Here is a 20,814-nt window from a genome sequence, read left to right on the forward strand (position 1 = left end):
ACGCGAGACCGAGGAGAAAAAACGGGGGCTCTATTTGAGGCCCCCGTTTTCCAATCAAATATCAATATACCCAAGCAAATTCGCCCGGCTCAGAGCCGCAGGTCATCCTGTGCAATCAGCCCCACCGGCGCGTCCGGAGCACGGTAGAAATCCAATGGTGCCTTGTCCGAGGCCGGTGTTGCGCGTTTGAACTCATACCGCATTTCGCCGCCCTCCTCATCAGAGGCAACGATCAGGCATTGGGACAGATGCCGACTGCCGTCAAACAGATCAACCAGGCCCCGCAGCTGCGGTGCATCTGCTGCCTCGATCGAAAAGCCGTCTTTCCACATGCGCAAGACCGGAAACATGTGATCGTCTACAGCCACGCGCAGGCGGCTCTTGCGTTTCATTCCATCCAGCCGCGCGGCATCCAGCGCGTCCAGCACAGACTTCGGAACAAATGTCGTCATCGCAGTGACCTTTCGATCTGGCAAACGCTGGCGTCATCGCATGGCGATAGATAATTGTTCCAGCGCGAGCGGGCGTTTTGCCCGGTTCACCACAAGTGTGAACTTGGAAAGGATAAAATCAAGTGAACTTTTTGAGTCATTTCCACATCTTGCGCGCAGCACCACTTTTGATCTGCGCGTTGCAGGCTGGATACGCCCCTTGTCGCAGCTGTGCACTGGCGCAGGGATGATGCGCGTAAACTGCGATGGGCGCGCGCGCCCGCTCAACCTAGGTTACCTCTCGACATATGTATTCACAGCATACAGGAGACGGTGATGGGCCTCTTGATTGATGGCGTCTGGCACGACCAATGGTACGACACAGCATCAACCGGTGGCGCGTTCAAACGCTCGCAGGCGCAATTTCGAAACTGGATCACCAAAGATGGTCTGGCCGGGCCAACCGGCAAAGGAGGCTTTGCCGCGGAGAGCGGGCGTTATCATCTCTATGTCTCGCTGGCCTGCCCATGGGCGCATCGTGCGCTCATCTTCCGCCAGCTCAAAGGGCTGGCAGATCATATCAGCGTTTCGGTCGTACACCCGGATATGCTGAACTCAGGGTGGAGTTTTGCCAAGGACGACCACGGCGCGACGGGTGACACGCTGTTCGGGAATGATCATCTCCACCAGATATACACCCGCGCCGACCCACAGTATTCCGGTCGGGTCACCGTGCCAATCCTCTGGGACAAAACGCAAAATACCATCGTTTCCAATGAAAGCGCCGACATCATCCGCATGTTCAACAGCGCCTTCGACGGCATCAGCCACAATGATGATGACTACTGGCCCGAAGAACTGCGCGAACCGATCGAAGCCGTGAACAATCGGGTCTATTCCACCCTGAACAATGGGGTTTACAAATGCGGGTTTGCCACCACGCAGGAGGCCTATGACGCCGCTGTTGAGCCGCTGTTCGAGACCCTCGACTGGCTGGAAGACATCCTGTCCGAACATCGTTTCCTGCTTGGCGACGTGTTGACCGAGGCAGACTGGCGGCTGTTCACCACCCTTGTCCGTTTTGATCCGGTCTATCACCTGCATTTCAAATGCAATCGGCGACGGCTGATCGATTATCCGAATCTCTGGGCCTATACTCGCGCGCTGTATCAATGGCCGGGCGTGGCTGGCACCGTCGGAATGGATCACATCGTGCGCCACTATCATTACAGCCATGAGACCATCAACCCGCATCGGATCATCCCGATCAACCCGCAGATCGACTGGATGGCGCCTCACGGCCGCGACTGACCTGTCAGCCTGCCACTGTCGCATGGTTGCTGCCGTGCCTGCCTGCAACCGCGCATTCGTGGTACGCCGAATGCGCGGGCTACAATCCTCACGTGGTTCACGGATTGTCGCCCATGGATGTTCCTTGCCGCTGTGATCGGCGATCACAACCGTCGATGCAGGAATCGGCAGTTGCTCCCGGACAGCCGGTTTCCGGCAAACGAGATATTACGTCCCTATTGTCGGGTATTCGCCAAGCACACCCATAGCGAGATTTTCCGCGCCGCAATCTCCCCGAGATTAGCGAATTGTTGATTGCATGGGGCTATGGTTGCTTTCTCGTCATTGCTGCTCCATACGGCGGTATTGGGTCAGCGGTTTTCTTGGCCCTCGGTTCTGGTTCATTTGTTAAGGCCCAAGATGACAGGCATGCTGGATCTGACAGAGGTCCCTCAGCGGGACCACGGCGGCAACCTTAGTGCCGCTATTTCGGAATATGGTGGTGTAGCCAGAGATTGGGTCGATATTTCGACCGGGATCAACCCCGTGCCATATCCGATCACTGGCCTGACATCTGCGGATTGGGGTGCCCTGCCCGACCAGGCAGCACAGGCCGATCTGGTTGCCGCAGCGCGCGCCTTCTGGAAGGTGCCGAAAGATGCAAAAATCCTCGCTGCCCCAGGCGCCTCGGCGCTGATTGCCGCCATTCCGGCCTTGGCTGACCCACGGTGGGTCCAGATCACGCCACCGACCTATAACGAACATGCCGCTGCCTTTACCACTCACGGGTGGCAGACCGTCACCGGGGGCCCGGCAGAGGCGCGGGTTCTGGTCCATCCAAACAATCCCGACGGACGCCGGTGGAGTGCTGAGGATGCACAGGCCCCGCTGGTCCTGATTGATGAGAGTTTTTGCGATGTCTGCCCTGAGGACAGCCTTATTCATCTTGCAGATCGCCCGGGCGTTATCATCCTAAAGAGTTTCGGCAAATTCTGGGGCCTCGCGGGCCTGCGGCTTGGCTTTGCTATCGGCGACCCCTGCCTGCTCGACGGTCTGGCGGCTTGGCAAGGCCCCTGGGCGGTCTCCGGTCCGGCCTTGCGCATCGGCGCGCAGGCCTTGCGGGACGAGGACTGGGCCACCACCACACGGCTGAGGCTGCGGCAGGATGCCGAGCGCCTGGATCAGATGCTCATCGCCAAGGGCGCCCAGATTGTCGGTGGCACCGATTTGTTCCGCCTATATGATGTGGACGACGCTGCGGCCTGGCAGACCCAGCTTGCACGCGCACATATCTGGACGCGTATTTTCCCCTATTCAAAAAACTATCTGCGTCTCGGCCTGCCCACAGGGGATGGCTGGGCGAGGCTTGAGGCGGCTCTGTGACAACTGCGGAACTGCTGATACCGGCCTTGCTGCTGGATGCTGTTTTTGGCGAACCACGCTGGCTCTGGACGCGGCTGCCGCACCCTGCGGTTTTGATGGGGCGTGCGGTTGAGCTTACCGACCGGTCGCTCAACACCGGCAAACAACGCAAGGCCAAAGGTGTTCTGGCCATCGTCCTTCTGGTTCTTGGGGCAGGCTGGCTTGGCTGGGTTCTGTCGCTGTTTGGGCCGGTCATGCAGTTTCTGGTAGCTGCGGTTCTGCTGGCACAACGATCGCTTTGCGAACACGTCGAAGCTGTTGCCCACGGCCTGCGCCACGATCTCGCAGAGGGTCGTACGGCGGTTTCTTTGATCGTCAGCCGCGATACCACCGGCATGACAACCCCGCAGATCGCGCGGTCAGCCATCGAAAGCGGTGCCGAAAATTTCTCCGACGGGGTGATCGCCCCCGCATTCTGGTTTCTTGTCGGTGGCCTGCCCGGGCTGATGATCTACAAGATCACCAATACAGCCGACAGCATGATTGGCTATAAAACACCGCGCCACAGAAATTTTGGTTGGGCAGCTGCACGGCTGGATGACGCGCTGAACCTGATACCGGCGCGACTGTCAGCGTTGATGATCGCAGCCGTTGGTCGCGTGCTGCCAAGCTGGCCCGAAATTGCACAGGACGCAGGCCGCCATCGCTCCCCGAATGCAGGCTGGCCCGAGGCTGCGATGGCACGCGCGCTTCAGGTCGCGCTGGCCGGGCCCCGCTCCTACGATGGAAAAATGCAGGATTTTCCTTGGGTCAATGCTGTCGGCTCCAAAAGCGCCAGTGCCCATAGTATCACCCGTTGCGTTCGCCTGCTTTGGATGTCTTGGGCGCTGGGGCTTGCGCTAACGGTTGCCATTGCCGCGCTATTGTAGCTAACAAGGGGCAGCACTCTCAAAAAGGACACGCCAACCGTGTTGCGCCCCAGCCTTCTCGCCCTCGTCTCATTCCTGCTCCCTCTTCAGGCCCAAGCACAATGTGGCGGCGGATTTCGCAATTTCGTCCAGTTGATGAAAGAAGAAGCGCTGACCGGCGGATATGATAGCGCTACGGTGAACCGGTTCTTCGAAGGTGTTCGGCAGGATCAGTCGGTCCTGAAAGCGGACCGCGCGCAGGGTGTATTCCAAAAACCGTTCATCGAATTTTCGCGGCGCCTGATTTCCAAAAACCGGCTGGACCGGGGTCTGGCGATGGCGCGCAAATATGATACGACCTTCCGCCGGATCGAGACGACCTATGGCATAGATCGCAGCGTGCTGCTTGCGTTCTGGGCCTTCGAAACCGACTATGGCGCCGTTCAAGGGGATTTCAACACGCTGAACGCCCTTGTAACCCTATCCCATGACTGCCGCCGACCGGAGCTGTTCCGCCCGCAGGTGTTTGCGGCGCTGGAACTATTTCGTCAGGGCAACTTTGATCCACGCCGCACCACCGGCGCCTGGGCGGGCGAAATCGGAATGGTACAGATGCTGCCCGGCGATATCCTCGAAAACGGGGTCGATGCGGATGGTGACGGCCTCGTCAGCCTCAAGACCTCCGCTCCCGATGCGCTGATGTCCGGGGCGAAGATGTTGTCGCATTTGGGCTGGCGGCCCGGCGAACCCTGGTTGCAGCAGGTGACAATCCCCGAAGATCTGGACCTCCGCCTGAGTGGTGTTCATCACAAGCAGACAGTCGGCGATTGGCGGGCTTTGGGCGTGCGGTCCCGGTCCGGTCGGCTGGCAGCCACCGGCACCAAGGCTGCACTCATTCTGCCACAGGGTCACAAAGGGCCTGCCTTCTTGGCCTATCCGAACTTCGACGTCTATTTCGAGTGGAACCAGAGCTTTACCTATGTGCTGACGGCGGCATATTTCGCCACCCGCCTGTCAGGAGCCGCCCCCTATGATGCGGGCGCACCTGATACAGGTCTTGTGGCCAAGCAGATGGAACAGCTTCAGCGCAAACTCATCGCGCGGGGCCATGACGTCGGCAATGTGGATGGCATCCTTGGCGCCAAGACACGGATCGCGGTGCAAAAAGAGCAGGAGCGCCTGGGCTTACCAGCCGACGCCTGGCCGACCGAAACGCTGCTGTCGCGTCTCTGATCAGCTGGTGCAGCACCCCTGATATTCACCGGATCGAGCGCACCGGGAACCTCTGACCGTCGGAGGTGATTACCACCGTGCGGTCACGGTTTGTCACATATTGATCGCAGCGTGAGGCGCCGTTGACAAAGGTTACGCATATGAGGCCGTCCGGCTTGACGCTGTAGCTGCCCCAGGCCGTACCTCCGCCATTCTTCGCAGAATATGTGTAGGCGTAGGCCCCATCCGAGCCGAACAGCGCCTCGCCATCATCGTAAAAGACAAAGGAACGTCCGGGCAGCGCCGCCAAGGCCTCGGCATCAAAAGGTCGGTCTCCGCTGCGCATCGCACCGTCTTGGGCCGACACGGTACCGAAGCCGGCAACTGCAGCAAGGAAAACATAAAAGGCCAGCAACATGGGGTATCTCATGCAGCCAGCCTAGCGGTATTTCAGAGTCTGATCTGTCACGTTTCGGTGACGAAACCTTCTGGGTCACCAATCAATGAATTCTTCGAATTCCTGAATGATCCGGGACCAGTAGCTCAAGAGCTCGGCGAAATCGTCCGGGTTCATCCCGCTTTTGCCAAGATAGACGTCCAGCTCAACCCGAGCGGATCCCTCGTCCGAGATATAAGCACGGCCAAAGCGGTTCTCCGTGTTCCATTCGTTGATCTTCGCCACACGCACGCCGCCATCCGTCTGGTAGCCCGAAAAGAACTGTATCGCATCGCAGTTCTTATTGTTCTCGCAGCCATAGAAATAGATTGAGAAGTCATTGCCGTAATAGTCGACCTTTAGCTTGGGGTCGCCCACATCGTCAGTTGTGACCTCAAAATCGACCCCTTCAGTCTCAAAAAAATTTGCAAGCGTGGTTGCATCCTTCGCAAGGATATTTTCAGCGTGCCCCAAACCAGGAATGGCGACCAGGGCTGCGGCTGTCAGTAGAGAAAGAAATTTCATTGCAAATCCTGTCATTGTCGCGACGACGATAGAACCAGCGGCCTTGTTGAACAAGGGTTCAGGCGACCAGAGATTCGGCCTTCTTGAGATCGACAGATACCAGCTGGCTCACGCCTTTCTCCTGCATGGTCACGCCAAACAACCGATCCATCCGCGCCATGGTCACCGCGTGGTGCGTGATGATCAGAAAACGGGTGTCGGTCTGTCGGCACATCTCATCCAGAAGATCACAGAAACGGGTGACATTGGCATCATCCAGAGGTGCGTCGACTTCGTCCAACACACAGATCGGTGCCGGGTTCGACAGAAACACCGCAAAAATCAAAGCCATGGCGGTCAGAGTCTGTTCTCCGCCGGACAACAGTGAGAGCGTTGACAGCTTCTTACCCGGTGGCTGGCACATGATCTCAAGCCCGGCGTCCAGCGGGTCGTCACTTTCGACCATAACCAGATTGGCCTCGCCGCCGCCGAACAGATGGGTGAACAGCATGGTAAAGCTGGCGTTCACCTCCTCAAAGGCGGTCAGAAGCCGTTCACGTCCCTCACGATTGAGGCTGGCGATCCCTGCGCGCAATGTCTTCACCGCCTCTTCCAGGTCGGCTTTCTCGGTGACCAGCTGGTCATGCTCTTCCTGCACCACACGGGCGTCTTCTTCGGCGCGCAGATTGACGGCTCCCAGCGCATCGCGCTGGCGCTTGTGACGGTTGACCTCCGCTTCCAGCTCCTCTGCATTGGGCATGTCTTCAGGCGTGGCATCAAGGCGGGCCAACAGGTCGTCCGGCACGGTCTGCTGTTCCTCACGGATCCGCGCCTCCGCATGTCCCACCGCCTCACGGGCGGCATCGCAACGCGCTTCGGAGCGGGCTCGTGCTTCGCGTGCCTCTGACGCAAGGCGCGCGCACTCGCGCTCGGCCTGTACAGCATCGCGCAACACGGTTTCAGCGCCGATCAGCGCGTCCGACGCGGCAGCCTTGCGCGCCTCTGCCTCTTCAATCGCGGCATTCAGTTCGTCATGTCTCTCCGCAATTTCAGCTGGAACCGCATGGGCCTCTTCCAGCTCGTCTTCTGTTGCCGCGCGACGCTCGGTCAGCTCGGCAATGCGCCTCTCGGCGCTGTCCAGACGATGACGCCAGCCGGAGAGCTCTTTGGTCACCTGCTGTCCGCGTGCGGTCCGAGCCTCGCCTTCGCGACGCAATTCATCCTGCGTTGATCGATGCGTCAGCATAGTGATCCGCGCGGCTTCGACCGCTTGCTTCACATCCTCGACCTTGGCGCGCGCTTCGGAGAGGTCTTCAAGGCCCTCCACCGCAGTCTCAGCCTCAGCCAGCTGCGCCTTTGCCGCCGCTGCATCCTCGTCATGGCGGGTCACTGCAATGCTGAGAGTTTCGAGTTTGCCTTCGGAGAGGTTGCGGTGGCTTTCGGCCCTGCTCAGCGCACGCGCAGCATCGGCGACGCGCTGATCCGCGACCCGGCGCGCCTGACGGGCGGCCTGATCAGCGGCGGTCACCTCCTCAAGCTTTCGCATCAGGACCTCATGTGCCGCCCTGGCGCCATCGGCACGCGCTCCTACATGCTCCATGTCCTGTTTCAGCGTCTCGAGACGGTTCATCTGCTCCAAACGCAGCGCGGCAGCACTGGGTGCATCCTCCGCCCAGGCGCGGAATCCGTCCCAGCGCCACAGATCCCCCTCCAATGTCACAAGACGCTGCCCCGGCAACAAGCGCGAATGCAGGTCTCTTGCGGCATCACTGTCGACCAGACCAACCTGCGAAATCCGACGCTGCAGCGCTGCCGGGCAGCTGACATGCAGAGACAGCGGCACAGCGCCCGCAGGCAGAGCCGCATCGCCGTCATAGGGCGGCAGGGTAACCCATCCACTTGGCCCGTCGATCTCTGCAAGAGGCGCACGCAGATCATCTGCCAACGCCGCCCCGAGTGCCTTTTCATAACCGGCGGCGACACGCATTTCATCCAGAACATGCCCGCCCTCGGCAGTGTCACGTTCCACCAGCTTCGCAAGGGCCGTCACCTCAGCACGCAGCGCACCCAGCTCTCCTTCAGCTTCGGAGCGGCGAGCACGGGCCTCTGCTTCTCGCGATTGGGTGTCATTGCGGGCTTCATCCGCCGCCGCGAGGGTTTCATCTGCCAGTTCAGCAGCCGCGCGCGCCTCTTCTTCAGCGTCGACTGCCGATTCAAATGCGGCCTCGGCTTCGGCCAGTGTTTCGCGGGCGGCCGCCATCGCCTCGCGGGAACTGCCGCCTTCCTCTTCCGCACGACTCAGTGCGCGACGGCAATCCTCAACCTGGCGCTGCGCGGACTGGTGGCGCGCGGCTAGCCGTGCCACATCTTCGGTCAAACTCGTCAGATGCTCTTCGCGCGCCTGAAGAACAGATCCGGCCTCGCGGGATCGCTCAACGGCTTCGGCCATGCGGTCATCATGGCCAATGGCCGCCCGCGCCAATTCGCGCTGTTCCCAGTCCAGCCGCTCGATTGTCTCGCCGGCATCCCGGTTCAGCCCGCTTTCACGTTCGATATCAAGGCCCAACTGCGCCACACGGTTGGTCAGCGTCTCGATTGTCTGGCGTGCCTGTGCCTCCTGATCGCTCAGCGCATCGCGCTGCACGAATAGACGTTGCAGCACCGCCGCTGCGATCGCTTCTTCCTCGCGCAGAGGCGGCAATGCGCCCTCTGCTTCTAGTCGCTTCCCATCTACGACACGGGCCAACGCCTCGGCCTTGGCGGCCTGCGTCTCACGCGCGCGTAGGACATCTTCTGCCTCATGCCGCGCATCATCGGCCTCGCGCCAGCGGCGATACAGCAACATCCCCTCCGCCCGGCGCAGCTGCTCACCGATATCACGATAGCGCTGCGCCTGTCGGGCCTGACGGGCCAGTTGCGAAAGCTGAGCAGCCAGTTGCTCGATCACGTCATCCACGCGCAGCAGGTTCTGTTCGGTATTCTTGAGCTTCAGTTCAGCCTCATGCCGCCTCTGGTAGAGTCCCGAAATACCTGCAGCCTCCTCCAGAATACGCCGCCGGGCCTTCGGTTTGGCATTGATCAGTTCGGCAATCTGTCCCTGTCGAACCAACGCTGGCGAATGTGCGCCGGTCGAGGCATCAGCAAACAGCATCTGCACGTCGCGGGCGCGCACATCCTTGCCATTGGTCTTGTAGGCACTGCCAACATCACGGGTGATGCGGCGCAGGATTTCCAGATTGTCACTTTCGTTGAACCCGGACGGCGCAAGCCGCTCGCTATTGTCGATTTGCAGGCTGACCTCAGCAAAGTTACGCGCAGGCCGGGAACTTGTCCCCGCAAAGATCACGTCCTCCATGCCACCGCCGCGCATGGCCTTCGGGCGGTTTTCGCCCATCACCCAACGCAGCGCCTCGAGCAGGTTCGATTTGCCGCAGCCATTTGGTCCGACAACCCCAGTCAGGCCATCCGCGATCAGCAGATCCGTTGGGTCCACAAAGCTCTTGAAGCCATTCAGTCTGAGTTTCGAGAAGCGCAAGCCGATATCCTGTGATTCATTGGGGTCCAAGTGTCATGGGTTTGTTACACCACTGTCAATGTGGCCGCCCCCCAAATCCGCTAGCTCAGCGCGATATCGCCACCATATATTGTGGATAACTTTCTATTTCCCGCTTAACCGGCTACGCAGTCCAATCGCCCGACCAGCACGGCCTGATCGCCCAGCACATAGCCCACGCTACACCCACTGGCCAATTCCATTGCACGGGCCGCCCGACCTCTGATCGGTCCAAGCCGCGGCGCATACTGTGGGTTGACGCGAACGGCTTCTGCCAACCGACCGCGCATCCTGACATCAAAAACGCTGCCGTCCACGGCAATCCTCTGCACGGTCTGGCCCCGAAAATGCGGACTTGCGGTATCGCAGGCGGCAAGTAATACGACAAGGAGGAATGTAAAAATCGAGCGGAATAGAACCGTGGATCTGGCCGGGTCGAACATGCGTATCACCGTGACGGTTGTGACAAATTCTTCGGTCTTGCTCTCACAGCTAGCATGGAACGCGCAGGTTGTCTGCCGAATGGATGCCGCCCTCTTGCAGCCGCACCTGCCGCGTGGTCATATGTTTTGACCAATAACGCACCTCAGAAGGCAATCATCATGCCCTTTCAAAAAGTTCAGCCCGAAAAACTCTCTGCTTCAGTGGTGCGCCAGATCGAACAGTTCATTCTGCGAGGCATCCTGACACCGGGCGAGCGGTTGCCTGCGGAACGCGAACTGGCGGAGCGTCTGGGCGTATCGCGGCCATCCCTACGGGACGCGCTGGCAGAATTGCAGAGCCGAGGCCTGCTCACGTCGCGGGCCGGTGCCGGTGTTTTTGTTGCCGATGTGCTCGGCTCAGCCTTTTCGCCTGCCCTGGTGCAGCTCTTTGCCAGCCATGATGAGGCCGTCTTCGACTACCTCAGCTTTCGCCGGGACATGGAAGGCCTCGCGGCGGAGCGCGCGGCCAAATACGGTTCCGACTATGATCTTCAGGTCATTCAGACCATCTTTGAAAAGATGGAACAGGCCGGTGATCCTGCCACTTCAGAGGAAGCGGCAGCTCTGGACGCGCAGTTCCATTCCGCGATCATGGATGCGAGCCACAATGTCGTCATGCTGCATATGATGCGGTCGATGTTCGACCTGCTGCGGGAGGGGGTCTTCTACAACCGCCAGATCATGTTCCAACAGCACACCACGCGCGAGGCCCTGCTCGCGCAGCACAGCGCCATCAACGCCGCTTTGCAGGCGCGCGACCCGGATGCAGCGCGGGCGGCGGTCGAAACCCATCTGGATTACGTGAAACAGGCGCTCAGCGACCATCAGCGCACCCTGCGCAACGCGGAAATCGCCAAACAGAGGCTTGAGCACGAAATCAGCAAGTCCTGAGCCAGGCGCCGACCCCATTCAGCACGGCCGGGGTCAGGCTTCGGGCAAGGACGCGAGCCATTTGGCCACGACCTCTTCGGGGTATCCTCGGTGGAAATGCGACTTCCACGGGTAGGCTGGCCGATCGGTGCCGTCTTTCAGCCGGACCTTATTCGCATCCCCCCTGTCGACCGCCGGGTTCCCAACCGCGATCCGATGATCTGCAACATCTCTCGTGACTGCGCTACAGGCTCCAACCAGGGCACCCTCGCCGACAGTCACCCCGGGGAGGACAGTGGTCATCGTGGCAATCACAGCAAATGACTTGATCCGAGCGCCAAGCAATACCTCGCTGGGCGGATGGGGGTCATTGGTCAGCACAACATAGGGAAAGATCCAGACATAATCGTCGATGACGCTCTTTTGGCCGATATGGACATTGCTGTGCAGCCGGACGTAATCACCAACGGTGCAATGACCCTGGATATCGCCCAGAGTGCCTATCTGGAAACCGCGTCCGGCCGAGGTCAGTTCACGGACGGTGACACGATGACCGGTCACCAGCCCCTCTCCAAAAGTCGAGCTTTCATAGAAAACACTGTGTGAACGTATGTTGGAGCGTGCCGAGATCCGCAGCGGCGTCCCATCCCCAAGCCGGGTTTCAACGCCGAGTTCGCAATTGCTTCCTATGCTTGTGCCCTCACCGATCTCGACATTGTCATGGATGATCGAGAACGGACCGATTTCCACGCTTGGGTGAATCTTGGCATTGGGGCTGACAATGGCCGTCGGGTGGGCGCGCATGTGAGTCTCCTTCGGGACTTAGAGGCCCGAGCTCCGGCTCGGGATCTTGGCTCACTTCTATCGTTCGGCCCGCGTCCGATCCACCATTTAGGTCAGCAACCGCCCCACTCCAATGGCCAAGCCCACAGCTGGGCGAACAAAAAAACCCGGCCACATGAGCCGGGTTTTTTAATACGCGCCGATAACAAGTGCAGGTTAGTGCAGCTTGGCGTCCACGTCAGCGATAGCAGCGTCGATCAACTTGTTGGCTTCTGTCGCTGTCATCTGCTTCGAAATCACAGCATCCGCCGCCGCGATAGCAACGAGGATGGCCTGATCGCGTACTTCTTTCACCGCAGAATCCTGCGCTGCCTTGATCTGCTCCTCGGCAGCCGTCATACGACGGGCGATCGAGACTTCCAGATCCGCCTTGGCCTGCTCAGCCGCCTTGGCAGCATCTTCACGTGCCGAAGCAACGATCCGGTCGGCCTGCGCCTGAACTTCCTGCTGCTTACGTTCGTAAGACGCCAGAATGGTCTGGGCTTCTTCACGCAGGGCACGGGCCTCTTCGAGGTCCTTCTTGATGCCTTCCGCACGGGCGTCAAGCTGACCCCCCAGCAGACCGGGCACCTTGGCATAGAGCAGAATACCGACGAACAGCAGGAACGCGAGCGTCACGACAAAGTCGGTGTTGCTCATCGACAGGAACGGGCCAGAAGCCGCAAACGCGGGGCTGGTGGCACCAAAGGTCAGAGCAAGAGCCAATACTGAGCGCATGTTCTTATCCTTTCATCCGGTCGGCAACCGCGGCTGCGACGGCTTTTTCGTCTGCCTTGCCACCAAATGCGGCGACGATTTCGGCGGCGGTATCTACAGCGACGGCTTCGACGCTGGCGATGGCACCGGCCTTGATCTCGGCGATGACGGCTTCTGATTCCGTTGCTTTGGCCGATATCTGTGCGTCTGCCTTGGCAATGGCCTCATCCAGATCTGCCTGGATTTCCGCACGGGTCTCAGCAGCGATGCGCTGAGCCTCGGCACGGGCATCCGCCAGAGCTTGATTGTAAGCGGTTTCGGCCTCAACGGCTTTGGCCTTCAGGTCTTCAGCCGCGGCGAGGTCGTTGGTAATGGTTCCCTGACGCTCGGCCAACACTGCCGCAATGCGGGGCAGCGCGATGCGCGACAGGATAAAATAGATCACGACGAGCGTGACCACGAGCCAGAAGATCTGGTTCGCATAGGTCGAGAAGTCCAGCTGCGGCATGCCGCCCGAACCGTGGGCAGCCTCTGCGGCACCGTGACCTGCGTCCTGCGTCTGAGTTGCCATGTCGTCCTCCTAGGGAACTTGCCGTTACACCGGGCGGCGCAGTCGTCCACACCGCCCGGCCGTAAGGAAAATGGTTCCGAAGGGTCTTAGACGGCGAACATCAGCAGCAGAGCGACCAGGAACGAGAAGATGCCCAGAGCTTCTGCAAATGCGATGCCGATGAAGAGGGTTGCGGTCTGGGAAGCAGCCGCGGAGGGGTTGCGCAGAGCGCCTGCCAGGAAGTTAGCAGCAACATTGCCAACACCCAGTGCAGCAATACCAGTACCCATGCCAGCCAGGCCAGCGCCGATGTGTGCGAGTTCGCCTTCCATTGTGTATCTCCTTACGATTGGAAGTTGAGGATCTTGTTGTTCGGACCTAACCGCGACTTAATGCGACGGATGAAGCGCGTCCTTCAGGTACACGCAGGTCAGAATTGTGAACACGTAGGCCTGAATGAAGGCCACGAGAACTTCGAGTGCGTAAACCGCGGTGATGGCAAAGATCGGCAGGAAGCTGAACAGGCCCAATGCGCCTGCAAAACCTGCGAATACCTTCAAAACCGCGTGACCAGCCATCACGTTACCTGCAAGACGAATGCAATGGCTGACGGGGCGCACGAAATAGGAAATCAGTTCGATGATAGCGAGCACCGGGCGCAGCGCCAGCGGTGCGGAGCTGACCCAGAACAGGCCCAGGAACTTGGTGCCGTGCAGCACAAAGCCGGTCACGGTCACGGTCACAAAAACCAGCATCGCCAGAACCGCAGTTACGGCAAAATGCGAGGTGGTGGTGAAGCTGCCGGGGATCAGGCCCAGCATGTTCGCGGTCAGGATGAACATGAAAAGGGTCATGATGTAGGGGAAGAACTTCAGACCGTCTTTACCGGTGACGTCTTCGACCATCTTGTAGATGAACCCGTAGGCAAGTTCAGCAACCGACTGAATGCGCGACGGAACAATCGCGCGCTTGGACGATCCCAGTACCATCAGAGCGAAGATTGCGACAATCGCCAGCCCCATCCACAGGGTCACGTTGGTCGGGGTGTAGAAGTTCAGCTCTGCTGCGCCACCCAGCGGCTTTACCAGGAACTGGTCAGTCGGGTGAATCTGGAGCCCCGGAATAGCGGGCGCAAAGAACAGCCCAGACGCAAGTACCAGCAGAAAAGCTGCACCAAAGATTAGTTTGCCCATTGTCCCGTTTCTCCTGTCGCCGGGGGATCAATCCCGGTCTTGCGCATCTTGTTCGGCCATTTCGGCCAGTTTCTTTTCCTGGATCTCTTGCGCGCTGCGGAGCATTGTCTTTACCCCGGCCGCCAAACCCAGCATTGTGAACAGCACCAGAAAGATCGGTATGGTCCCAAAAAGAAGATCCAAACCGTACCCGATGCCAAAGCCGATCATCAGACCGGCCACCAATTCAATCACCATTCTCCAGGCATCGCTTGCCGTCGAATAATGTTCGTCCACACGCGGCTTGGGCTCATGGGCCTTACGCGCCTCTGCCAGTCTGGCCTCGAGCTGCGCCAAACGCTGCTTTTCCGGCTCTTGTGACACGGGCGCCATCCTCACGTGAATTCTGATGCGGTGCTAAGGAGTCCTAGGTCCAGAGTCAACAACGCAGATTGCACTGCGGCAGGACGCGCAAGCTATTGAAAATAATAAATATTAAAGACAACCCCTCTTGGCCGCGGATGACTTTTCGTTGCGGCCCCGTGAAACTCACCCTGAAAACTCATATTCAACCAAAAGGTTGATTTTCCTCAGAGCGCGGGTTTGCGCCGGATTTTGCCAACCAAACGGCCGTCGATCATCACCAGCCCGAGCAAGATCGCAGCCATGCCCGCCAGATGCTCCACTTTAAGAGGTTCCTGAAGCACCCAGGCCCCCATCACCAAAGCCGAAACCGGCGCAATCAAGGTGGGCAGGGTAATATTGGTTGGCCCCACCCGCGGCAGAACCCAGTAGAACAGGATAAAGGCGGCGGAGGTCAGAATGAAGCCAATCACCAGCAGCGCACCCCAGGTCTCCAGCCGTGTGATGACAGGCACGCCTTCGGCCCAGATCGCAAGCGGCGCGATCGCGGCTGTTGCTCCGGTCAGGGCGATGGCAACCAGGACCACCGGATCCATATCGCGAAACTGCCGGGCAATATTGACTGAGAACGCGTAGCACAGCGGCGCACAAAGCGTCACGAGCACGGCCCATATCTCGGACTGCCGCCCCCCTTGCAAAAGCGGCAACGACAGCACCAGAATACCGAGGAACCCAAACATCACACCCATTGATTTCAGCACTGTCGCCCGCTCTCCACCCGGCCAGAAATGCGCCACAACAACTGCTAGCGCCGGGGTAAAGGCATTGAGAATCCCGGCCACGCCGCTGGCAATATGCTGCTGACCCAGTGCGTAAAAGGCAAAGGGCGCAGCGTAGCTCAATACGCCGAAGCCAAACAAAGCCAACCAGCGCGACGGTTGCTCCGGCACCCGCTTGCGGGCCGCCAAAACATAGATCCAGCATCCAAGCGCCCCAAAGCCGACACGGCCCATCGAAACCGACAGCGGCCCCAATTCGCGCAGCAGCACAGCGTTGAACATGAAGGACATGCCCCAACCGATGCCCAGCACAAAGATCGCCGCCCAATATTTCAGTGCCATGTCACGTCTCTCCGGTGCTGCAATCTCTGACCCGGGAGTTATGGGGTTCACAGCTTGGGATTGTCGACCCGCATTCTGCGGTTTAGGTGTGTCAGAATGAGCGACCCCCTTGATATTGTCTTTGCCGCGCTTGCGGATCCAACACGACGCAGCATTCTGACCATGCTGCTGGAGGATGATATGGCTGTTACAGACGTTGCGGATCCCTTTGACATGTCGCTGGCGGCAATCTCCAAACACCTGACGATCCTGAGCCGCGCCGGTTTGATCGCGCAGGAAAAACGGGGCCGGGTCAAATGGTGCAAGCTACAACCGGATGCCATGCGGTCCGCCAGTGTCTGGATGCAGGGGTTTGGTCAGTACGAGCCCGTCAATCTGGATGCGTTCGAGCGGTTCCTGGAAACCGAACTCGGAACCCCGGCGAACGATCTGTCATCGGATTGACGCCGATCCGCCAGCCTCTGCCGCTGCCATCGGTGGGCGACCTTCCCGCAGCAGAAGCCAAAGCGCCCAGATCGTGCAGAGCACGCCCAGCGCCACGATACCGCCCGGAGCCGGTCGACCCAATGCGATTTCCCACAGGATGACCCAGCTCGGCGTCAGATAGGTATAGGCCATCACCTTGGCGGACGGCAGATGAAGCGTCGCGTATTGCAGCAAGACAAAGGTCGCGGCACTGGCAATCAGCGCCACATAAAGCAGAACCAGCCAGACAAGCGGTGACAGCCCGACCCAATCCGTCGCGCGGATATCAGCCCAACCCACCACCACCAGGATGATGGCCCCGGCAACCAGCATACCAAAGGTAAACACCACCGCAGGTTCCCCGCGATTCAGCAGCCGCACCATCGGCGTATAGACGGCATGAGCCACGCAGCCCCAGAAATAGATCACCTCTCCGCGACCGACCTCAAACGCCCAGATCGCCGCCAGATCACCACGAAATATGACCCAGATCGCGCCCGCCGCGCCGATCGCCAAAGCCAACGCCATCCGCCAGCTCGTAACCTGGCGCAACAGCAGCCAGCCGAAAATGCCGCTCAGAACCGGTGTCAGCGTAAAGACGGCGGCCGCACTGACCGGCGCTGCCGTTTGCAGGCCATAGAACATCAGAACAAAATAGACCGCAAAGAAGCCGCCCAGAAGGATGAAGCGCCAGGGCGCCTGAAAATTCCGTCGCCGCAGGCCATGAGTCACCTGGGCGGCAATGCCAATCACAACCGCAGCAATTATGAACCTCGCCGCGTTCAGGGCCATCGGAGCGATGTCGTTGGCGACCATGGAGCCAAGCGAAAACGATCCGGCCACCAACGCCGAGAAGAGCAGCATAGCCAGATGGCCACGATGAGCCGGTGTCATTCGGCCCAGGCCTTGGCTTCTGCTTTCAGAAAGCTGAGGAAGCTCTGAACCTTGGTGGTGCGGTGCAGATCCACATGGGTGACCAGCCACAGATCGCCACTCCACTCGGGCAGCGGCTCCATGATCTGTGTCAGCTCGGGATGCCGCGCAGCTTCCCATTTGGTCAGAAAGCCGATCCCCGCCCCGGCCAAGAGCGCGTCCTGTATCGACGCCCCATTGACGCAGCGGAACGACAGCGCGCTCTCGGGGGCATGCGCTCGCAGCCAGCGGGAGTAAGGCGCGCGGCTGTCGATATCATCGTTACAAATGAAGCGATGATTGGGCATATCCTCAAGCCCGTTCAAGGGGCCGAACCGCTCCAGATAGGACCTGCTGGCGTAAAGCCCATGTTGCTGACGCATAAACGGCTGAACCACGTTGTCAGGCTGCTCAGGCGGAGATCCGGCACGAATCGCCACATGCGCCTCACCGTATTCCAGGCGAAACAGGCGGCTGCCGGTCAGGAACCGGATCACCAGCTCCGGATGCTGACGCTGAAACTCGGTCAGTGCAGGAACCAGAAGCGCCGACATCGACGACAGCGATGTCACGACCAGTTCGCCCGAGACAGCATCGCCGTGCCCCTTGAGCCGACCGACAAGCTGGCCAAACTGATCATCTGTGGCCTGCGCCACGCGCAGCAGATCCTGCCCGGCCTCTGTCGGTGTGTAGCCACGGGCATGGCGTTGGAACAGCTTCACGCCCAACCGCGCCTCAATAGCATCGACGTGGCGGATGACCGTGGCATGGTGAACCCCCAAAACTTCGGCGGCGCCGCTGACCGTCCCCATGCGCGCGACCTGATAGGCAGTGCGTACCTCGTCCCAGTTCTCCATGGCTATCTCTCAACTTGCGCCCCACTTACTGCAAACATGCACATTCCACCAAGGACGGCCAGAGAAAGGTTCGCAATTGCGCAAAGGTCAGCCAGAGTTTGAGCAGTTCAGACCCAGGTGATCGCCACACCCAAACGCTGCATCACATCGAGAAAGGCCGGACGGCTCAGCGCGACCGTCCGATCATTAACCAGCGGGTGCATGTAGATCAGGTCGACCTGCTGGGCAGCCTTGACCATGTAGAAATGCACATCTCTTTCGACACCATTGATCATCGCAAGCGGCGTCACCGCTCCTGGGCGCACACCGAGGGTCTGAAACAGCCGCTCTGCCGAGCCGAACGACAGCGTCCCCAGCCCCAGCTCAGCGGCGAGACGCTTCAGATCGACGTCGCGGTCCTGCTCCAAGCTGATCAGGTGGTTGCGTTTCTTCTTGTCCCGCAAATAGAGGTTCTTCAACCGCAATGCGGTCTTCCCCGGCTCTACGAACTCCGCTTCGACCTCTTTTGCCTCCTCAACCGTGCGCAGCGGTGGATGGCGGTGCAACCGGTAGCCGATGCCCCAGACATCCAGCTGCGCCAGCAGTTTATCGCAGGAAACCGGTAGGCTGTCCTGTAGCTCGGTTGATGCATCCATTGCGGCCTCATGCTGTTATCGTTCTGCAGATCACGTGATGTCAGCAGATCAATAAGAAACCCACAAGGACGCAAGGGGTAACATCATAGTTTCGTCGGCGTTTCACTGTTGGTTGGTCAGTCTGCCATAGACCGGCTACACCCGCCGTGCCTCCTCATAATGATCGAAACCGCTTGAGAACCACGCCGTACCGCGGGTCGCACTGGCCAGGCTGTTGCACAGCTGCTCCTGCGCGGCGACAGGCAGTAGGGTTTCAAACACATCCCACCCGGCGGCATCTGGATGGGCGGCAAAGCCCAGGATCTGCCCCTGCATTCCGCTCACCACGGGGACCAGCCCGCCGGTAAAGACGGAGGGTACGTGAATTTCCACGCGCATAATCGGTTGCAGCACCACAGACCCGGCCTGCGCCAATGCCTCACGCACCGCAGATTTGCCAGCGGTGCGGAAAGCAAAATCGGAACTGTCGACGGAGTGGTGTTTGCCATCCAGCAGGGTTATCTTCACGTCGACCACAGGGTGACCGCTGACACCCGCTTGCAGAGCCTCTCGCGCGCCGGCTTCGACTGAAGGAATATACCCTTTGGGTACGGCACCACCCTTGACCTCATCCGTAAACTGAATCCCTGATCCGCGCGCTGCGGGGGCGATGCTCAGCACGACATCCGCAAACTGGCCCGCACCCCCGGACTGCTTGCGGTGGCGATGATGGATTGTGGCAGGACGGGTGATCGTCTCCCGAAGGGCGGGTGGCACCGGTTCGTCACTGACCTCTATGCCAAACGACCCTTTTAGCAGCGACAGAATCCGGCGCAGGTGCAACGGCCCCTGGAGGTGGAGCAGCGCATGACCGCTCATTTCGTCCTGATCAACTCGCAGCCCCGGATCTACCTCAGCAATTCTTTCCAGCGCAGAGGTAAGGCGGACATCATCGCGATCATGTAAAGGGGTGAGGATCCGTTGATAACTTGCCGGGCGTGGCTGCGCCCAGTCCGGCAGTTCCGCAGCGTGGTCTTTAAGATAGGTATATCCAAGACTGAGATGATCAGACTTGACCACCTGCGCGATATCGCCTGGCGCCAACTCACCGGCATCAGATGAGGCACCATTGCTGCCATTCCCCGCAGATCGTGAAGGCGTCTGGACGCCTGCCCCGTTCTTTGCAAGCCCGCCATCACCGTTCAGTTGGGTCATCGCCCCCAGGTTGCCGCCACCGACCTGTGCGCCGATCCCGACAGGTTCGCTGAGCGCGCGGACCACAACTGTCTTGCCAAGATGTTTGACGAGGTCACCGATGCAGCCCACTGCAAGGGGCGTTCCGTCCCCCGCCAACCGCTGCGCAGCAACATCAACTGCCGGGGCCTCATGCCGAAGGGATTTCATAAGCCTGACAATCCCGTTGCGATGCAGCGCCGACCCCAGCAACGCAGGGATCAGGTCATTGTGCTGCAATACCCGCGTGGCGACATCATAGACCGCTTCGGTCAGCGGCTTGCGATCCTCGATCAATTGCTCCAGCAGATCGTCGTCATAGTCCGCCAGCGCCTCCAGCATCTCTCCGCGCGCCTGACGCTCGCGTGCATGGATGCTGTCAGGGAAGGCCACAAGGGCCGAGGGCTGCCCCTCCTGATACTTCCACGCCCGCTCGGAGATCAGGTCTACTGCCCCGATCACCTCACCACCCGCCCGCATAGGGATCTGACGCAGTACGATATTGTGCCGACAATAGGTTTGTAGCGCAGCAACAATATCCGCCACCCGCCCTGCGGCCTGATCCATACGGTTGATAAAAAGAAAGGCGGGAACACCCGCCTCTTCGACCATACGCAGATAGGGCGCAGCCAAGACCCCGGCGGCGGGATCAGCAGGCACGCAGACCACCGTTGCATCACTGGCGGCCAAAGCGGGCCCGGCGATGGCCAGGTTTTCAACCCCGCCGGCGATATCAATCACCCCCCAGTTTTCCTCCATGAACTGGAAGGCTCGCAGATCTGCAACGCCCGTGGCGTGCTGTGGTTTTTGCCCAGGCTCCTGAAGTGTCGCCAGTGCCGTTGCCAACTCCGTTTTACCGGATTGGGAGGGGCCGATGATCGAAAATACACGCATCTGTCATGATCCTTCTGATGGCTGCAAAGCCGCCCGATGAAGGAAT

General features: G+C 59.8%; 21 protein-coding genes. 6 read left to right on the top strand and 15 right to left on the bottom strand.

Annotated elements, in window-relative coordinates; translation table 11 throughout:
* Nucleotides 1-89 precede the first annotated feature (89 nt).
* Complete coding sequence (locus tag VXL81_RS18550) at nt 90-452, bottom strand: hypothetical protein (protein WP_340546525.1); 363 nt, start codon at nt 450-452, stop codon at nt 90-92.
* A 315-nt stretch (nt 453-767) separates the two neighbouring features.
* Between VXL81_RS18550 and VXL81_RS18555 the strand changes: the two genes are divergently transcribed.
* The 4 genes from VXL81_RS18555 to VXL81_RS18570 all read left to right on the top strand — a co-directional run bounded on the left by VXL81_RS18555 (nt 768) and on the right by VXL81_RS18570 (nt 5,224).
* Nucleotides 768-1,742: a glutathione S-transferase family protein gene (locus tag VXL81_RS18555; protein ID WP_416534655.1), complete on the top strand. Its 975-nt coding sequence runs from the start codon at nt 768-770 to the stop codon at nt 1,740-1,742.
* 408 nt (nt 1,743-2,150) lie between these two features.
* On the top strand, nt 2,151-3,104 hold the full coding sequence (locus VXL81_RS18560; protein ID WP_416555569.1) for a threonine-phosphate decarboxylase: 954 nt from the start codon (nt 2,151-2,153) through the stop codon (nt 3,102-3,104).
* Nucleotides 3,101-4,012 carry an adenosylcobinamide-phosphate synthase CbiB gene (cbiB, locus tag VXL81_RS18565; RefSeq protein WP_416538330.1) on the top strand — a complete coding sequence of 304 codons (912 nt, stop codon included), beginning with the start codon at nt 3,101-3,103 and terminating at the stop codon, nt 4,010-4,012. Before VXL81_RS18560 ends, cbiB begins: the two co-directional genes overlap by 4 nt.
* Nucleotides 4,013-4,051: 39 nt before the next feature.
* A complete protein-coding gene (locus tag VXL81_RS18570) occupies nt 4,052-5,224 on the top strand; it encodes a lytic murein transglycosylase (RefSeq protein WP_340546521.1) in 1,173 nt (390 codons plus the stop codon).
* Between the two features lie 25 nt (nt 5,225-5,249).
* Here VXL81_RS18570 and VXL81_RS18575 read toward each other — a convergent pair whose 3' ends face one another.
* The 3 genes from VXL81_RS18575 to VXL81_RS18585 all read right to left on the bottom strand — a co-directional run bounded on the left by VXL81_RS18575 (nt 5,250) and on the right by VXL81_RS18585 (nt 9,678).
* Nucleotides 5,250-5,621 (bottom strand): hypothetical protein, encoded by a 372-nt coding sequence (locus tag VXL81_RS18575; RefSeq protein WP_340546520.1) that lies wholly within the window; start codon nt 5,619-5,621, stop codon nt 5,250-5,252.
* Between the two features lie 75 nt (nt 5,622-5,696).
* Nucleotides 5,697-6,164, bottom strand: coding sequence for a YbjN domain-containing protein (locus VXL81_RS18580; protein ID WP_416555571.1), 468 nt, complete (start codon nt 6,162-6,164; stop codon nt 5,697-5,699).
* A gap of 58 nt (nt 6,165-6,222) precedes the next feature.
* Nucleotides 6,223-9,678: a chromosome segregation SMC family protein gene (locus tag VXL81_RS18585; RefSeq protein ID WP_416555573.1), complete on the bottom strand. Its 3,456-nt coding sequence runs from the start codon at nt 9,676-9,678 to the stop codon at nt 6,223-6,225.
* Between the two features lie 620 nt (nt 9,679-10,298).
* Between VXL81_RS18585 and VXL81_RS18590 the strand changes: the two genes are divergently transcribed.
* A complete protein-coding gene (locus VXL81_RS18590; protein WP_340546517.1) occupies nt 10,299-11,069 on the top strand; it encodes a FadR/GntR family transcriptional regulator in 771 nt (256 codons plus the stop codon).
* 33 nt (nt 11,070-11,102) lie between these two features.
* On the opposite strand, the gene VXL81_RS18595 is transcribed toward VXL81_RS18590, so the two are convergent.
* The 7 genes from VXL81_RS18595 to VXL81_RS18625 all read right to left on the bottom strand — a co-directional run bounded on the left by VXL81_RS18595 (nt 11,103) and on the right by VXL81_RS18625 (nt 15,793).
* Nucleotides 11,103-11,852: an N-acetyltransferase gene (locus tag VXL81_RS18595; RefSeq protein WP_416555575.1), complete on the bottom strand. Its 750-nt coding sequence runs from the start codon at nt 11,850-11,852 to the stop codon at nt 11,103-11,105.
* Between the two features lie 195 nt (nt 11,853-12,047).
* Entirely contained in the window at nt 12,048-12,608 is a 561-nt protein-coding gene (locus VXL81_RS18600; RefSeq protein WP_260082157.1) for a F0F1 ATP synthase subunit B, read from the bottom strand.
* A 4-nt stretch (nt 12,609-12,612) separates the two neighbouring features.
* Nucleotides 12,613-13,158, bottom strand: a complete 546-nt coding sequence (locus tag VXL81_RS18605; protein WP_260112726.1) for a F0F1 ATP synthase subunit B' — start codon at nt 13,156-13,158, stop codon at nt 12,613-12,615.
* 86 nt (nt 13,159-13,244) lie between these two features.
* Entirely contained in the window at nt 13,245-13,469 is a 225-nt protein-coding gene (locus tag VXL81_RS18610) for a F0F1 ATP synthase subunit C (RefSeq protein ID WP_008562443.1), read from the bottom strand.
* 57 nt (nt 13,470-13,526) lie between these two features.
* Nucleotides 13,527-14,330 (bottom strand): F0F1 ATP synthase subunit A, encoded by an 804-nt coding sequence (locus tag VXL81_RS18615; RefSeq protein WP_340546514.1) that lies wholly within the window; start codon nt 14,328-14,330, stop codon nt 13,527-13,529.
* Between the two features lie 27 nt (nt 14,331-14,357).
* A complete protein-coding gene (locus tag VXL81_RS18620) occupies nt 14,358-14,702 on the bottom strand; it encodes an AtpZ/AtpI family protein (RefSeq protein ID WP_374015478.1) in 345 nt (114 codons plus the stop codon).
* Between the two features lie 197 nt (nt 14,703-14,899).
* A complete protein-coding gene (locus tag VXL81_RS18625; protein WP_340546512.1) occupies nt 14,900-15,793 on the bottom strand; it encodes a DMT family transporter in 894 nt (297 codons plus the stop codon).
* 96 nt (nt 15,794-15,889) lie between these two features.
* Between VXL81_RS18625 and VXL81_RS18630 the strand changes: the two genes are divergently transcribed.
* Nucleotides 15,890-16,237 carry an ArsR/SmtB family transcription factor gene (locus tag VXL81_RS18630; RefSeq protein ID WP_340546511.1) on the top strand — a complete coding sequence of 116 codons (348 nt, stop codon included), beginning with the start codon at nt 15,890-15,892 and terminating at the stop codon, nt 16,235-16,237.
* On the opposite strand, the gene VXL81_RS18635 is transcribed toward VXL81_RS18630, so the two are convergent.
* From VXL81_RS18635 to VXL81_RS18650, 4 genes are all read right to left on the bottom strand, one after another.
* A complete protein-coding gene (locus VXL81_RS18635; RefSeq protein ID WP_340546510.1) occupies nt 16,226-17,152 on the bottom strand; it encodes a DMT family transporter in 927 nt (308 codons plus the stop codon). The genes VXL81_RS18630 and VXL81_RS18635 overlap by 12 nt on opposite strands.
* Nucleotides 17,149-18,027, bottom strand: a complete 879-nt coding sequence (locus tag VXL81_RS18640; protein ID WP_340546509.1) for a LysR family transcriptional regulator — start codon at nt 18,025-18,027, stop codon at nt 17,149-17,151. The genes VXL81_RS18635 and VXL81_RS18640 overlap by 4 nt, the downstream gene beginning before the upstream one ends.
* A 107-nt stretch (nt 18,028-18,134) precedes the next feature.
* On the bottom strand, nt 18,135-18,662 hold the full coding sequence (locus tag VXL81_RS18645; RefSeq protein ID WP_416555577.1) for a YbaK/EbsC family protein: 528 nt from the start codon (nt 18,660-18,662) through the stop codon (nt 18,135-18,137).
* 135 nt (nt 18,663-18,797) lie between these two features.
* Entirely contained in the window at nt 18,798-20,768 is a 1,971-nt protein-coding gene (locus VXL81_RS18650) for an elongation factor G (RefSeq protein WP_416555579.1), read from the bottom strand.
* Nucleotides 20,769-20,814: the final 46 nt, after the last annotated feature.

Origin of the sequence: Phaeobacter sp. JH204B, from assembly GCF_048055755.1 — a bacterium.
Taxonomy (GTDB): domain Bacteria; phylum Pseudomonadota; class Alphaproteobacteria; order Rhodobacterales; family Rhodobacteraceae; genus Phaeobacter; species Phaeobacter bryozoorum.

What these genes read in the sequence shown, in the direction of transcription:
- VXL81_RS18650 (WP_416555579.1), bottom strand. Translation starts at nt 20,768, where the DNA reads ATGCGTGTATTTTCGATCATCGGCCCCTCCCAATCCGGTAAAACGGAG.
- VXL81_RS18640 (WP_340546509.1), bottom strand. Translation starts at nt 18,027, where the DNA reads ATGGAGAACTGGGACGAGGTACGCACTGCCTATCAGGTCGCGCGCATG.
- VXL81_RS18595 (WP_416555575.1), bottom strand. Translation starts at nt 11,852, where the DNA reads ATGCGCGCCCACCCGACGGCCATTGTCAGCCCCAATGCCAAGATTCAC.
- VXL81_RS18635 (WP_340546510.1), bottom strand. Translation starts at nt 17,152, where the DNA reads ATGACACCGGCTCATCGTGGCCATCTGGCTATGCTGCTCTTCTCGGCG.
- VXL81_RS18600 (WP_260082157.1), bottom strand. Translation starts at nt 12,608, where the DNA reads ATGCGCTCAGTATTGGCTCTTGCTCTGACCTTTGGTGCCACCAGCCCC.
- VXL81_RS18625 (WP_340546512.1), bottom strand. Translation starts at nt 15,793, where the DNA reads ATGGCACTGAAATATTGGGCGGCGATCTTTGTGCTGGGCATCGGTTGG.
- VXL81_RS18550 (WP_340546525.1), bottom strand. Translation starts at nt 452, where the DNA reads ATGACGACATTTGTTCCGAAGTCTGTGCTGGACGCGCTGGATGCCGCG.
- VXL81_RS18630 (WP_340546511.1), top strand. Translation starts at nt 15,890, where the DNA reads ATGAGCGACCCCCTTGATATTGTCTTTGCCGCGCTTGCGGATCCAACA.
- VXL81_RS18590 (WP_340546517.1), top strand. Translation starts at nt 10,299, where the DNA reads ATGCCCTTTCAAAAAGTTCAGCCCGAAAAACTCTCTGCTTCAGTGGTG.
- VXL81_RS18605 (WP_260112726.1), bottom strand. Translation starts at nt 13,158, where the DNA reads ATGGCAACTCAGACGCAGGACGCAGGTCACGGTGCCGCAGAGGCTGCC.
- VXL81_RS18575 (WP_340546520.1), bottom strand. Translation starts at nt 5,621, where the DNA reads ATGTTGCTGGCCTTTTATGTTTTCCTTGCTGCAGTTGCCGGCTTCGGT.
- VXL81_RS18555 (WP_416534655.1), top strand. Translation starts at nt 768, where the DNA reads ATGGGCCTCTTGATTGATGGCGTCTGGCACGACCAATGGTACGACACA.
- VXL81_RS18645 (WP_416555577.1), bottom strand. Translation starts at nt 18,662, where the DNA reads ATGGATGCATCAACCGAGCTACAGGACAGCCTACCGGTTTCCTGCGAT.
- VXL81_RS18620 (WP_374015478.1), bottom strand. Translation starts at nt 14,702, where the DNA reads ATGGCGCCCGTGTCACAAGAGCCGGAAAAGCAGCGTTTGGCGCAGCTC.
- VXL81_RS18560 (WP_416555569.1), top strand. Translation starts at nt 2,151, where the DNA reads ATGCTGGATCTGACAGAGGTCCCTCAGCGGGACCACGGCGGCAACCTT.
- VXL81_RS18615 (WP_340546514.1), bottom strand. Translation starts at nt 14,330, where the DNA reads ATGGGCAAACTAATCTTTGGTGCAGCTTTTCTGCTGGTACTTGCGTCT.
- VXL81_RS18580 (WP_416555571.1), bottom strand. Translation starts at nt 6,164, where the DNA reads ATGAAATTTCTTTCTCTACTGACAGCCGCAGCCCTGGTCGCCATTCCT.
- VXL81_RS18610 (WP_008562443.1), bottom strand. Translation starts at nt 13,469, where the DNA reads ATGGAAGGCGAACTCGCACACATCGGCGCTGGCCTGGCTGGCATGGGT.